Source organism: Streptomyces sp. AK02-01A (genome assembly GCF_033795305.1).
GTDB lineage: Bacteria > Actinomycetota > Actinomycetes > Streptomycetales > Streptomycetaceae > Streptomyces.
This window is the reverse complement of the sequence record NZ_JARBAE010000004.1, coordinates 64,693-78,082: the sequence shown is the minus strand read 5'-3', so window position 1 is coordinate 78,082 and position 13,390 is coordinate 64,693. Positions and strand designations below refer to the sequence as shown.

The following is a 13,390-nucleotide window of genomic DNA, read 5'->3' as shown; positions in this document are numbered from 1 at the left end:
CCACCCCTTTTGACGTGGGAGTCTTCAGCAGGGGTGGAATGCCGTCCCGCGACGGCCGGGGGGAGCTGAGAGGCGTGGGCACACCGGGAGAGACCGAGACGGAGGCGTTCGCGCGGCGGCTGCGCGAGATCCGGGACGGCTCGGGCCGGAGTTACGGTGCGCTGGCGCGCCGGGTCGGGGTCAGTGCGTCCACGCTGCACCGGTACTGCTCGGGCAGCACGGTGCCGATGGAGTTCGCACCGGTCGAACGGCTGGCGCGGCTGTGCGGATGCGCGGGCGAGGAAGTGATCTCGCTGCACCGTCTGTGGGTGCGCGCGGACGCCGAACGCCAAAGACGCCAGGAAGGCGGCGCGAGACCGGCGAGCGCGCCGGAGACGGAGACCACGGTCTCCACCGGTACGGCGGCCACGGCCTTGGAGGGCGCCACTGATGACGCGGATCCGGCGGAGACCGCCGGGCCTCAGGACCGGGCAGCCGCCGCTCTTCCGGCTCAGAAGGCGAGAAGCCTCGTCCGCCGCTGGGTCGTCCGGCGCAAGGGCTACTCCGCCGCCGCCTCCCTGGCCGCGACCGTCCTCGCGATCGCTCTGGTCATGGCCTTCGACCAGTCGCCCTTCGCTCCGGCCGACCGGGACGGCGCCTCCGGGCAGCGGGCCGGCGACCACGGCACGGACACCTCACCGCCACCGGATGAGAACTCCGCGCCGCACGCGCTCACCACCTCCGAGGCGACGCCCGCACCCACGGCCTCGCCGACCGGCACGGGCCGCACCGGCTCCGGCGGCCGGGGCTCGCCACGTCCTGGTACGAAGTCCACCGCGCCGACCGGGACACCGAACAGCGACGGCACCGGGACGCCGCTCACCTGGAGCGTCAACCAGCATGTGTGGCTGGGCGGTTGCGGCCACGCCTATCTCGTCGATCGCGGGCCGTCGGCCGTACCTCCGCCGCCCACCGAGTCCGACGCCGAGCCCTGGGCCCGGTCCGTCGGCGCGGTGCACGCGGGCGACACGCGGGTGCGGATCACCGTGCAGGGCCGGAGTGACACCGCCGTCGTGCTGCAGGCCGTGCAGGTGAGGATCGTCGCGCGGCGGACGCCGCCGGCATACCACGTCTACAACATGAACAACGGCTGCGGCGGCTCCCTCACGCCCCGGCTCTTCGACATCGATCTCGACAAGCCCCGCCCGGTCGCGCACTCCATGGCGGGCAACGACGCCGGTGAGCCGATTCCCGCCGTCTCCTTCCCGTACCGGGTGTCCGCCAGGGATCCCGAGGTCCTGCTGTTCACCGGCCGCACGGCCGACTGTGACTGCGACTGGTATCTGGAGCTGGAGTGGAGCAGCGGCCAACGCTCCGGCGTCGTACGCGTCGACGACAACGGACAGCCGTTCCGTACCAGCGGTCGTCGGGGCCGGCCCGCCTATGACTACGACAGCGGATCGCGCCGCTGGATCCCGGCCGAGACGACGGCCTCGTCGCAGACGGACGAGACGACGGCCTCGTCGCAGACGGACGAGACGACGGCAACGGAGGGCACCGCGGCCGGTGGCTTCCGGCGCGTCAGTCCGCCGCCCGCAGCCGCTCCGCCTCCGCGGTGAGCCAGTCCCGGCGGACCATCTCGGCGCTGTGTCCCACCGCCTCGGCGGCCCGGACCAGTGCGTCGGCGGCCGCCGCCGGGTCCGGCACCGTCCGGGCGCGGGCCGCCTCGGCCAGCGCTCGCGCCGCCGCCGCTTCCGCCGCTCCGGCGAGCTGGAACGACACCGTCGCCCGCTCGGCGGTCTCGGCCGCCCGCTCGTACCGGCCGTCGGTCCAGTACGCCCACGCCATGTTGTGGAGACAGACTCCCTCGGCGCGTGGATTCTCCATCTCCGTCGACTCCTGGAGGCCCGCCTCCAGCGCGGCCAGCGCCTCCGTGAGCCGGCCCAAGGCGATCAGCGAGACGCCCTGGGCGTTCAGCGCGTAGTTGGTCGCCTCGCGTACGCCCGCGTCGCGGTAGGCCCGTACGGCTCTGACGCCCGCCTCGATCGTCTCCTCCCAGCGGCCCAGGACCAGCAGTGCGGTCGAGCGCGCGTTCCAGGAGCGGGCCTCGGCGAGCAGGTCGCCATGAGCGCGCGCCAGTGCGCTCAGCCGGTCGGCGTCGGCGAGGGCCGCCGTCCCGTCGCCGAGAGAGCTGTGCGCGAGGCTGAGGCTCAGAATCGCGTGGATCTCGCGCTCCGCGTCACCGATCTCGTGGGCCAGGTCGCCCGCCTGGGCCAACGGGCCCACCGCGGCGCCGAGGTCGCCCAACTGCCGGTGCGCGTCACCCAGGCCGAAGATGGCGTGCTGGAGCCCGCGCCGGTCATCGAGGCGGCGCGCCAGAGCGGCCGCCTCGGTGAACAGGCCGACCGCCTGCGCCATCGGGCCCGCGCTGAGCCGGGCGTGCCCGTATCCACCGACATGGGCCAGGCGCGCGCGCTCGTCGCTCAGCCGTCCGTCCACGGCGAGATGCATGGAGATCACCGCCAGCGCCGAGCCCTGCCAGACCATCCACTCACTGATCGAACCGAGCACGATCGCGGCTTCGTCGAAGTCCTCGGCGCGCAACCGGTGCTCGAATTCACGCCGCTGCGGCCGGAGGTCGTCCAGAGTCCGCCAGGCCGTACGCGGCGAGGCGATGTGCGCGTACCAGTCGGCGACGCGCCGTTCCACCGACTGACGGCCGAGTGTGCCGTGCCACGGCATCTCGCCGTAGGCGAGGTCGGCGTCCATCGGATGCAGCGCGAAGGTGCGGTTGGCGCGGTTCACCGACAGCATGCGTACGCGTACGAGGTGGGACAGGGCCGCCGCGACATCGAGAGCGGGATCGAGACCGGCCACGATCCACTCGATCGCCTCCCGTGGCGCGGGTGTGCGCAGCGCCGCGAGGAGGTTGAGCACGGAGCGGCTCCCGGGATCGAGCCGGTTGTACCGGTCCTGGGCGAGGCCCGCGACCACATCGCCGCGCAGAGTGAAGTCCTCCAGTACATCCCCCAGCGTCGGCAGGGTCAGGGTGTCGTCGGCCATGGCACCGACGAGCAGCTCCAGTGCGCGCGGCACTCCGTGGACCCGGACCGTCGCCCGCAGCAACTGCTCGTCGGACAGCCGCGCCACACCGAGGCTGCCGTCCTGGTCGAGTTCGCGCAGCAGTGTGACGGCCTCCGCCGGCGGCAGGCCCTCGGACAGCTCGATCTCGGCGGCGAACCGGCGCAGCTCCGGTGCGAGCCGCAGCGGCACCTGCGAGGTGACCAGCAGCCGTGGAGTGAATCTGGCGCGGAAGAGACAGTCGAGGAAGGCCGTGAGTTCCTCGTCGTCGAGCCGGCCGTCGTCCTGGAGCCGGTCTTCGAGGTTGTCCAGCAGAATGACGATGAGCTGGTCTCCCATCGCGCTGAACAGCTCGCCGATCTTTTCGTGCAGCGACCGGTTCGTGGCCCAGACACCGAGCAGACGCGTTTCGCGTTCGGGACCGAGCAGACGGGCGCAGTCGAAGTAGAGGCGCTCCAGTGAGACACCGGACGTACGGGTGCTCAGATTGACCAGCCCGGACGGCAGCGGCGCCTGGGCGTGCCCCGGCCACTCGCCCTGCTCCAACAACTCCATGACCTTGGCGGCGACCGCGCTCTTGCCGATGCCACGCCGTCCTGTGACGGTCACCATACGGATGGCCGGATCGGAGAGCCGGCGGCCGATCATCTCGCGTTGCCGAGTGCGGTCCTTGAACAATTCGAGCCCGTGCGTGACCGGTAGCCCGATCACCTTGGAACTCCCGTGGCGGTGACCCGAATCCGCACTCATATGACCACCCATCCTGTCCGCTTCCGGCTCCACCGGGCCCGGCGAGTTGACGCCGTCCGGCTCGGCCGCCATCTCCGGCAGCGCTCCCGGGTCGGCTATCGCCAGCAGACTGACCAACTGCCCACGGCGCGGCTCGTCAACCCGCCGCAGCACCTGGTCGACGCGGGCCGCGGTCAGCCGGCCGGATCCTTCCCAGCGGTGGTGTTCGGCGACCACTCCGACGATGTGATGTCCGGCCCACACCGCCGCACCCGACATGCCCGCCCAGGGCGACGCCCGCGGGTTGGGGTCGGCGCCCGCCGGTGTGACGGTGATCTCCAGCGTGCTGGTTCTCAGGTTGGACAGCGCGGCCACGGTCCCGTCGGCCTGGTGCAGTTCCCGGAACCGCCCGCCGTCGGCGCGAGGACGCTGTTTCCACAGCGGGAACCCCGCCGTGTGCACACGGATGACGGCGTGACGGTCGTCGCCGATACGGCCGAACCGCGCGGGCGTGACGGCCGCGGCACCGGGCGGCGGTGTGAGGGTCAGGACGGCCACATCGGTGTCGGTGTCGGACCAGGCCACCGTCGCCGGCACCATCCACTGGCCCGGCCGGTCGGCGTCGAAACGCACACGCACACTGGCGGCGTCGGCCACGACATGCACCGCGGTCAGCACCGCCGTGTCGGTGATCCGGTAGCCCGACCCGCGCCGCCGGCCACCGGCGGCGTCGACGACGATGACCTCGGCGATGCGGTGCGGGTCCAGTCCGCCACCGGCCTGCCGGGCCGTCACCGGTCACTCCGCCATGGTCCGGCCACGGCTCCGTCAGTCCTCACCGGGCAGCTCATCGCCCGAGATCAGCGCCGCGCGGTCCGGCTGGTCCATACGTACCGGCTGCAACGTCAAGGTGATCCGCTGAGTGACCATGTTGGCCTTCCGCGCGCTGGCGTTGGCGTCGAACACCCAGAACCGCACCTTCACACCCGGCTCACGGGTCCGCTCCACCGCCACGGTCAGCTCCAGCTCGACCTGCTCGGCCTTGAACCGCAGATCAGCGTGTTCACCGGCCCACATCGCGCGACTCAGTTCCTGGCGCAGTTGCCAGATCATGTCCGCCAGCTCGACCGCGTCATCCACAAGCAGGGCCCCCAAACCACTCGCCTGATCAACCGCCCACCGGACTGCGCCACATCATCCACCATCACACCTCCGGCCGTCGGTGGATCGCGGCCGAGCGCCGAGTCCGCGGCGGACGCCGCCGGAGTGATCCGGCGCGGTGGAACGGCGGTGCGGAGAGCGCTGCGATCTGCGAGGCTGGCCGCAGCGTACGAGGGAGTCGATTCGCGATGCAGGCAATTCCCGCCGATCCCACCGTGGTTCATCCGATGCCCGGCCAGCCGCGTGTGGTGTTGCTCAAGCCGTTGGTCACCTCGCCGCTGATCGAGGTCGGTGAGTTCTCCTACTACGACGATCCGGCTGACCCGACGGCCTTCGAGACCCGCAATGTGCTGTATCACTACGGTCCCGAGAAGCTGGTCATCGGGAAGTTCTGCGCGCTCGGCGAAGGCGTGCGGTTCCTCATGAACGGCGCCAACCACCGGATGGACGGGCCTTCGACGTTTCCGTTCCCGATCATGGGCGGATCCTGGTCCGAGCACTTCGATTTGATCACCGGTCTGCCCGGCCGAGGTGACACCGTGGTCGGCAACGACGTCTGGTTCGGATACCGGACGACGGTGATGCCCGGCGTCCGTATCGGCCATGGAGCGGTCATCGCCTCCGGCTCCGTCGTCGTCGACGACGTTCCCGATTACGGCATCGTCGGCGGCAATCCGGCCAGACTCGTCCGCCGCCGCTTCGGCGACGCGGACATCGACCGGCTGCTGGCCCTGGCCTGGTGGGACTGGCCCCTCCAGTGCGTCACCGAGCATGTCCGCACGATCATGTCCGGCGACATCGACGCCCTTGAGGCCGCCGCTCCGGCAAGGCCCCGGGCGCACTGATCACACGCGTCGCGCCAGGAGTCAGGCGGCGGGTCGCCAGCCGAGCGCCGGGCCCAGTGTGGTGGCGATGTCCGTGAGGATCTGGACGTAGTCCTCGTGGTCGAAGGTGAAGGGCAGCGCGAACGCGACCTCGTCGATCTCCTGGAACGCGGCGTGTGCGTAGAGCCGTTCGGCGATCTCGGCGGAGGGCCCGACGAGATCGGGCGCGAACATCATCCGCGCCGGTCCCTGTGGTGTGGCGGTACGTGGCAGCCGCTTCCTGGCGTACGCGTCGTATTTCGCGCGCTGCTCCGGTGTGGCGGTGTCGGTCGGGATGACGACGAGTCCCTGTGAGACGCGGGCGCGGTCGCCGTCCGGGTGGTGGGCGCGGAATGTCCGGATGTGCGAGAGCTGGATCTCGGCGAAGTCCTCGGACTCCTCCGCCTTCACGACACTGCTGGTCAGGAAGTTCATCCCGTTCTCACCGGCCCATCGCGCCGACCGCAGGCTGGCGCCGCCGTACCACATACGGCGGCCCAGGCCCTCGGCATGAGGCTGAACACGGTCGGAGAACACCTCGAAGCCTTCGATCCCGCTGAAGTCGGTGGCGGGTTCGCCGCGTACGAAGTCCAGCAGCCGCCGCACTCGTTCGTAGCCGAAGTCCTCGATGCCCGCGGTGTCGGGATAGAGGGCCTGCTTGACGGTGTCGTAGTGCATCGGCGGACCGACGCTGACTCCGGGATTCAGCCGGCCTCCGGACAGGATGTCGACCGTCGCCAGGTCCTCGGCCAGCCGCAGCGGATTCTCCCAGCCCAGCGGGATGACCGCGGTGCCCAGCTCGATACGGCTGGTGCGCTGCGAGGCCGCCGCCAGGACGGCGACGGGAGAGGAGATGCCGTGCTGGAGATGACGGTGCCGCACCCACGCGCTGTCGAATCCCAGCCGCTCACCCAGTTCGACGATCTCCAGTGTCGACTCGTGACCCTGCCGGGGATCGGCCGCGTCGAACAACCCAATGGTCAGAAAACCCAGCTTCCGCAAAGGCTCCGAGGTCAGCGGCACAGGGCTCCTCCATCGTCCACGGCATGGGCTGCCGAACACTCAATCGTTTCCGATGATGTCAGGTCACACCACGGCCGCGCGGCCCGGGACAGCCGGTCCGGCCGAAGCGCGGACGCGGAACGTCGGTTGCGGGACAATCACTGCCCATGGCCATCGACTACCGCAAGCGCCTGACCGCCGAGCACAGCGAGCCGCCCGAGGCGCCTGCCGCCGCGATCAGTCTGGAGAAGGTCGCCGCCCGGGCTCCCGGTCTGGTCAGCCTCTACAAGACCGCCGCGGTCTCGTTGGCCAAGCACGATGTCGGCGGGCAGCGTGCCGCCGTGTACTTGGTGCTGGACCGCTCCGGAAGTATGCGTCCGTACTACCGCGACGGCTCCGTGCAGCACTTGGCGGAGCAGACGCTCGCGCTGGCGGCCAACCTCGATGACGACGGTGTGGTGCCGGTCGTCTTCTTCTCCACTGACATCGACGGGACCGCCGAGATCAGCCTCGATGCCTACCAGGACCGGATCAGTCCGCTGCACGAGGCTCTGGGACATATGGGACGCACCAACTACCACGTCGCCATGCGGGCCGTCATCGACCACTACCAGGCGTCCGGAGCCGGCGATCCGGCGTTCGTGGTCTTCCAGACCGATGGTTCTCCCACCTCCAGGTCCGCCGCCGAGCACGCGCTGTGTACGGCCGCGAAACTGCCGATCTTCTGGCAGTTCGTCGGCTTCGGCGACGACGAGTTCCGCTTTCTGCACAAGCTCGACGACCTGGCGGTGCCGGGCCGGCGCCTGGTCGACAACGCCGGGTTCTTCGCCGCCGGGCCGTCACCGAAGGCTCTCTCCGACGCGGATCTCTACGACCAGTTGTTGCGGGAGTTTCCGCTGTGGCTGTCCGCCGCTCGCGCCGCCGGCATCGTCAACGACTGAGTGGCGCTGCTCAGCGGCTGGAGCGGTCCGCGGCGCAGCGGACGCAGGTGCTTGCCGCCGGGCGCACCTCCAGGCGTTCCGCCGGAATCGGCTCGCCGCACCTCTCGCACCGTCCGTAGTCGCCTCGCTCCAGCCGTTCCCGTGCCCGGTCCAGATCGGCCAGATGGCCGCGCGCCTGCGCCAGCAAGGAGGCGACATGGGCCCGCTCGAAGGCGGTGCTCGATCCCTCAGGGTCGTGCTCGTCGTCGACCGCCACCAGCGCGTTCGCCTCGACGATCGCGTCGAAGTCGCGGTTCAGCGCCGCGATCCGCGCGCTTGTGCCGGCGTGTTCCGCCGCCAGCCGTTCGCGGACGGACTCACGCTCGGGCTGCTGGAAAACGGAATCATGAGGAGCATTACTCACAAAGGTGACAACACCACCATTGTGCTGCGCATTCCGTCCGTCCCAGGCCACGGATCGTGTCTGATCGCCGCCGCGGTCCGGCCGTACAGCGGGATCGCGGACATCGGCGCGCCGGGCCACCGCGGACCGGTATGGCGGACCGGTGTGACGGACCGGCCTGTCCACGGGACCGGCCGTACCGACACCGTGCTCGCTACGATCGTCGGCGTGTGCGCAAACATCATGGTCGCCGAAGACGACGCGAAGCAGGCCGAACTGGTGCGCCGCTATCTGGAGCACGAAGGGCACGCGGTCATGGTCGTCGAGGACGGCCGCGCGGCTCTTGAAGAGGTCCGGCACGGCGAGCCCGACCTGCTCGTTCTCGATGTGATGATGCCCAGGGCCGACGGCCTGGACGTGGTGCGGATCCTGCGCGCCGAGGGCCGGGAGGTGCCGGTGCTGATGCTGACGGCCCGCAGCACCGAGGACGATCTGCTGCTCGGCCTGGATCTCGGCGCCGACGACTACATGACCAAGCCGTTCAGCCCGCGTGAGCTGATGGCCCGCGTACGTACGCTGCTGCGCCGCAACCGGCGTTCCGCCGGACCCGCGCCTGATCCCGCGCCCGCCGCCGTCGAGGACGAGGTGCTGTCGGTGGGCACACTCCGGATCGATCCGGCCCGGCACGAGGTGTCGATCGGTGATACGCCGGTCGTGTGCACGCCCGGCGAGTTCCGTATCCTCGCCGCGATGGCGACGGAGCCCGACCGGGTCTTCACCAGGCAGCGGCTCCTGGAAGAGCTGCACGGCTTCGACAAGTACATCAGCGACCGCACCGTCGACGTGCACATCATGCATCTGCGCAAGAAGATCGAGCGCGCTCCACGGCGGCCGGCCCGGCTGCTCACCGTTTTCGGCGTCGGCTACAAGCTGACGGATCCCGCGAAGGACATACCTCGTGCGTCGTCCTGACAAGCGGGCGCGGCTGCCGCTCCGCAAGAGCCTGCTCGGCCGGCTGCTGATCGTGTCGGTGCTGGTGGCCTCGTGCTCCGTCGCCGCCACCGCCTGGCTCGCCGTGCAGACGACCTCCGGAGCGATCCGCCAGCAGCAGGGACAGAACCTCAGCTCCGACGCCAAGATCTACGACACTCTGCTCGGTTACGCGGCCACTCATCCGAGCTGGGACGGTGTCGACGACACCGTGCGAGAACTGGCCCGGCGGTCACAACGCCGGATCGCGCTGACCACCGAGGACCGGCGGCCGCTCTTCGACTCCTCCACCGGCACTTCCACCGCCACCTCGGCCGCCGCACCGCTGCCGCCGGTGGCCTCGGCGGTGGTCGACCCGCTGTCCGTCGACACGCTGCTGGTGCCCGACGCCGGCGCGGCCGGCGCGGACCGGGTGGATCCGCGCGCCGTAGGACCGTTCCTGCTGCCCGAGAAGGAACGTACGGAGCTGCGGCGGGCCACCACCGCGGACGTGGAGTGCCTCAACACGGTGGGCATCGCGGCGGACGTCGTCGAGAGCCCGAGCGGGCGGCCCCGGATCCAGTTCGTGAGCAATGACACCGAAGGCTCCTTGGAACTGAAGTGTCTGGCAATCGGTTCGGACGCGCCCACCACGACAGAGAAGAAGGCTCTCCACGCACTCAACCAACTGGCCGACGCCTGCCTGAAACGCCAGGGCCGGAAAGGCGTGAAACTCAACCTGGACCTGTCCTGGGACCGCGGATACGGCCAACTGGCCAGGGAGATCGGCTCATCGGCCGCGCAGCCCGTGCCGGTGGCCGACACCAGCGGCGAAGGAGCGGTCGCGCGGCGAGTGGCCGAGGACCGAGCGGCCCAGGAAAGAGGGTCCGGGCGGGGAGCGGCCACGGACCGCGCTCCCGAGGCCGCCGGCAGCGGCTACGACCGGGCCATCGCCTCCTGCGTCGGCAGCGCCCGCCGCGAGCAGCTCACCGCGTATGTCTCCGCGCCCGCACTGCTGTTCATCGACGACCCGGGCGCCGTCAGCGTGCCCGGTTTCGATCTCTCACCGGCGAACACCGCGCGCATCGTCGGTGTCACGGCCCTCGTCCTCGCTCTCACCGTCGGCGCCTCGGTGGTCGCCGGAGCCAGGCTCGTACGGCCGCTGCACGCGCTCACCGGCGCCGCTCAGCGGATGCGGGACGGCCTGGACTCGGCGCCCGTGCCGGTCGGCCAGGACAATGAGATCGGGCGGCTGGCGGCGACCTTCAACGACATGGCCGCACACCGCGCCCGGCTGGAGGAGCAGCGCAAGGTGATGGTCAGCGACGTCGCCCATGAGCTGCGCACTCCGCTGAGCAATATCCGTGGCTGGCTGGAGGCTGCGCAGGACGGTCTGGCCGATCCGGATCCGGCGTTCGTCTCCTCGCTCCTGGAGGAGGCGGTGCAGCTCCAGCACATCATCGACGATCTGCAGGACCTGGGAGCGGCCGACGTCGGTGCGCTGCGGCTGCACCGGGAGCCGGTCCGCGTCGACGATCTCCTCGGCCAGGTCGCGGCGGCACACCAGGCTCTGGCGGAGACCGCGGGCGTCACACTGGCGGTCGCCGCGGCGGCGCCGGGCACACTTCGGCCGCCGCTGCTCGACGCCGACCCGGTCCGGCTGCGCCAGGCCGTCAGCAACCTGGTCTCCAACGCGGTACGCCACACTCCGCCCGGTGGCCGGGTGACGCTGCGTTCGTACGTCGCCGATGCCGGGGACGAGCTGGCCGTCGAGGTGGCCGACACCGGCAGCGGTATTCCGGCGGACGATCTGCCGTATGTGTTCGACCGTTTCTGGCGGGCGGAGAAGTCCCGCAACCGGTCCACCGGCGGCAGCGGCCTCGGCCTGGCGATCGTCCTCAAGCTCGCGGAGGCCCACGGCGGAACGGTGACCGTGGAGAGCGCCGAAGGACAGGGCTCGGTCTTCACCGTGCGGCTGCCGGCCGCGCCGGCCGCGCCGGACGGGACCGCGGCGACCGCGGCGACCGCGGCGAACGAGGCGACCACTGCCCGGCCCTGATGTGATGACCACGACGTCCTGACAGCTTCTTCATAAGTGGTCGCCAGTCTGGAGCCCTGCCCGGAACCTGGTGCGAATCGGCATCCAGGTACCACCAAGGCCGGGCTGGAACTGGAGCCATACATGTCCCGCCATCTCCGCCTGCGTTTCGCCGTTCTGACCGCCGTCACGGCCGGCGCGATGCTCGTCCCGACCGCCGCGGCCGTCGCCGCCGACCGGACTCCGACGCCGGTCCCGTCGACGGCCGAGCAGTCGGCCGAGGGTGCCGACCGGGCGCCGACGCCGGTCCCGTCGACCGCCGAGCAGTCGACCGAGGGTGACAAGGCCCTCGACAAGAGGAAGGCCGAAGCCGCGAAGGCCGCTTCGGCGGCCAGGGCCGAAGCCGCCAAGAGCGCGCCGCGCGGCGGTGTCGCCGCGGGCGAGGCGCCGGCCGGAAACACCAGCAGCACCGCTCTCATCGGTTCGGCCACCGGCGTTCTGCTGCTCGCGGGCGCCGGCACCTTCGTAGTGCGCCGCCGCTCAGCCGAGCGGCACACCATCTGACCGGCACACCACCTGCCCCACACAGCGGTGGCGCCGCCCTTCGCCGGGCGGCGCCACCGCCACTTCACCCAGCCTGCTCTGGAGTCCGTTGTGTCTCTCGCACACCATCCGGTACGGCGTTTCGGCACCGTGCCTGGCCTGGCCCGCCTCGCCCTCGTCGCGCCCGCGGTCCTGGCCGTACTCACCGGCTGCTCGGCCGCCGCCGACACGGCCGCTCCGGCCTCCCGCGTCCCGGTCTCCCGCGCCGCATCGTCCGGCGCTCCGGAGGTCAAGCGGCCCGCGGCTCCCGCCAAGGTCGCCATTCCGTCGATCGGGATCAGCGGTTCCCTGATGGAGCTCGGCCTCAACGCGGACAAGACCGTCGAGGTCCCGCCGGCCGAGAAAGGCATGACAGCCGGCTGGTACGTCGGCGGCTCCGTGCCCGGTGAAGCCGGCGCCGCCGTCATCATCGGCCACAACGACACACGCTTCGGCAAGGCCGTCTTCCACGACCTCAAGAAGATCGCCAAGGGCGCGGACATCACCGTCACCAACGACCGAGGAGAATCCGCGCACTTCACGGTCACGGACACCGAGAGCGTCAGCAAGAGCTCCTTTCCCACCGAGAAGGTCTACGGCCCGACCGAGGACCACGCACTGCGGCTGATCACCTGCGACGGCGACTTCGACGCCGAGGGCCACCCGGTGAATAACCTCATCGTCTACGCGACACTGGACTGACGTCCGGCGGACGCCGCACCGAAGTCCCGGCCGTCCTGCTTCCGCGAGCCCACCGGCCGTCCGGCCGGCGTCAGCCGCGCGAGGTGGTTTCCCGGACCCAGGGCAGCGCGAACCGCTCCATGACCACCAACGCGAAGTAGAGCAGGATGCTCATCAGTCCGATCAGGATGATCGCCGCCCAGGCGGTGGCGGTGTCGCCGACGCCGCCGGCCTGCACGATCAGATAGCCGAGCCCGCTCTCACCGGCCTGGAACTCGCCGATGACCGCGCCGATCGCGGCGAGCGGCATGGCGACCTTCAGCCCGACGAAGATCTGTGGCAGCGCGGCGGGCAGCCGTACCTTCCGGAACGCCTGCCAGCGTGAGGCGTCCAGCGAGCGCGCCAGCTCCGCCAGATCCGCCGGGGTCGAGGTGAGGCCGGTCGCGGTGGAGAGCACGATCGGGAAGAAGCAGAGCAGGAAGACCATGGTCAGGACCGGCGTCTGTCCCCAACCGAGCGCACCCACGAGCAGCGGCCCGAGCGCGATCTTCGGCACCGCGTTGACGGCGACCAGCAGCGGCGTGAACATCCGCTCCAGCAACCGCGATCCGGCCAGTGACAGTCCGATCAGAACTCCACAGACGGTGGAGAGTACGAAACCGACAAGCGTCTCCACCGTGGTGTCGCCGGTGTGCTCAAGGAACCGTCCCGGGGCCGCGCTGAACGCCGCGAGCACGGCACCGGGCGGAGGCAGCACCACCGGATGGACCGCCCGCAGCACCGACGTGAGCAGCCACCACACGCAGAGCGCGACCAGCAGCCCGACCGAGGGCAGCAGCACGGCGCCGATACTCGGCCGGTGGTGCGGGCCGGATCGCGACGCCGACGCCGATGCCGGTTCCGGAGCGGCCGCCGGGGCCGGCCGCGGCGGCGAGAGTTCGCTCATCCCATCCTCCTCGGGTCGCCCGGCTCTTTCGTCCGC

At 70.8% G+C, this 13,390-nt stretch carries 12 protein-coding genes; 7 read left to right on the top strand and 5 right to left on the bottom strand.

Features of this window, described 5'->3' with window-relative positions; genetic code table 11:
• Positions 1–74 precede the first annotated feature (74 nt).
• Positions 75–1,598 carry a helix-turn-helix transcriptional regulator gene (locus PV679_RS06500; protein WP_319679075.1) on the top strand — a complete coding sequence of 508 codons (1,524 nt, stop codon included), beginning with the start codon at positions 75–77 and terminating at the stop codon, positions 1,596–1,598.
• Here the strand turns inward: PV679_RS06500 and PV679_RS06495 are convergent.
• Entirely contained in the window at positions 1,561–4,584 is a 3,024-nt protein-coding gene (locus tag PV679_RS06495) for a trypsin-like peptidase domain-containing protein (protein WP_319679074.1), read from the bottom strand. The genes PV679_RS06500 and PV679_RS06495 overlap by 38 nt on opposite strands.
• A 33-nt stretch (positions 4,585–4,617) precedes the next feature.
• Positions 4,618–4,944 (bottom strand): trypco2 family protein, encoded by a 327-nt coding sequence (locus PV679_RS06490; RefSeq protein WP_319679073.1) that lies wholly within the window; start codon positions 4,942–4,944, stop codon positions 4,618–4,620.
• Positions 4,945–5,138: 194 nt separating this feature from the next.
• Between PV679_RS06490 and PV679_RS06485 the strand changes: the two genes are divergently transcribed.
• Complete coding sequence (locus tag PV679_RS06485) at positions 5,139–5,795, top strand: CatB-related O-acetyltransferase (protein ID WP_319679072.1); 657 nt, start codon at positions 5,139–5,141, stop codon at positions 5,793–5,795.
• 21 nt (positions 5,796–5,816) lie between these two features.
• On the opposite strand, the gene PV679_RS06480 is transcribed toward PV679_RS06485, so the two are convergent.
• Entirely contained in the window at positions 5,817–6,836 is a 1,020-nt protein-coding gene (locus tag PV679_RS06480) for an LLM class flavin-dependent oxidoreductase (RefSeq protein WP_319679071.1), read from the bottom strand.
• Positions 6,837–6,982: 146 nt separating this feature from the next.
• Between PV679_RS06480 and PV679_RS06475 the strand changes: the two genes are divergently transcribed.
• On the top strand, positions 6,983–7,756 hold the full coding sequence (locus tag PV679_RS06475) for a VWA domain-containing protein (RefSeq protein WP_319679070.1): 774 nt from the start codon (positions 6,983–6,985) through the stop codon (positions 7,754–7,756).
• A gap of 10 nt (positions 7,757–7,766) precedes the next feature.
• Here the strand turns inward: PV679_RS06475 and PV679_RS06470 are convergent, their stop codons facing one another.
• Positions 7,767–8,159, bottom strand: coding sequence for a TraR/DksA family transcriptional regulator (locus tag PV679_RS06470; RefSeq protein ID WP_319679069.1), 393 nt, complete (start codon positions 8,157–8,159; stop codon positions 7,767–7,769).
• A gap of 222 nt (positions 8,160–8,381) precedes the next feature.
• Here PV679_RS06470 and PV679_RS06465 point away from each other — a divergent pair, with 222 nt between their 5' ends.
• From PV679_RS06465 to PV679_RS06450, 4 genes are all read left to right on the top strand, one after another.
• Positions 8,382–9,110: a response regulator transcription factor gene (locus PV679_RS06465; protein ID WP_319679236.1), complete on the top strand. Its 729-nt coding sequence runs from the start codon at positions 8,382–8,384 to the stop codon at positions 9,108–9,110.
• The gene (locus tag PV679_RS06460) at positions 9,097–11,166 is read left to right on the top strand and encodes a HAMP domain-containing sensor histidine kinase (RefSeq protein ID WP_319679068.1); all 2,070 of its coding nucleotides are present in this window, start codon (positions 9,097–9,099) and stop codon (positions 11,164–11,166) included. The genes PV679_RS06465 and PV679_RS06460 overlap by 14 nt, the downstream gene beginning before the upstream one ends.
• Positions 11,167–11,289: 123 nt before the next feature.
• Entirely contained in the window at positions 11,290–11,709 is a 420-nt protein-coding gene (locus PV679_RS06455) for a hypothetical protein (RefSeq protein WP_319679067.1), read from the top strand.
• Positions 11,710–11,799: 90 nt separating this feature from the next.
• The gene (locus PV679_RS06450; RefSeq protein ID WP_416069664.1) at positions 11,800–12,429 is read left to right on the top strand and encodes a class F sortase; all 630 of its coding nucleotides are present in this window, start codon (positions 11,800–11,802) and stop codon (positions 12,427–12,429) included.
• Between the two features lie 70 nt (positions 12,430–12,499).
• Here PV679_RS06450 and PV679_RS06445 read toward each other — a convergent pair whose 3' ends face one another.
• Positions 12,500–13,354, bottom strand: a complete 855-nt coding sequence (locus tag PV679_RS06445) for an ABC transporter permease (protein WP_319679066.1) — start codon at positions 13,352–13,354, stop codon at positions 12,500–12,502.
• Positions 13,355–13,390: the final 36 nt, after the last annotated feature.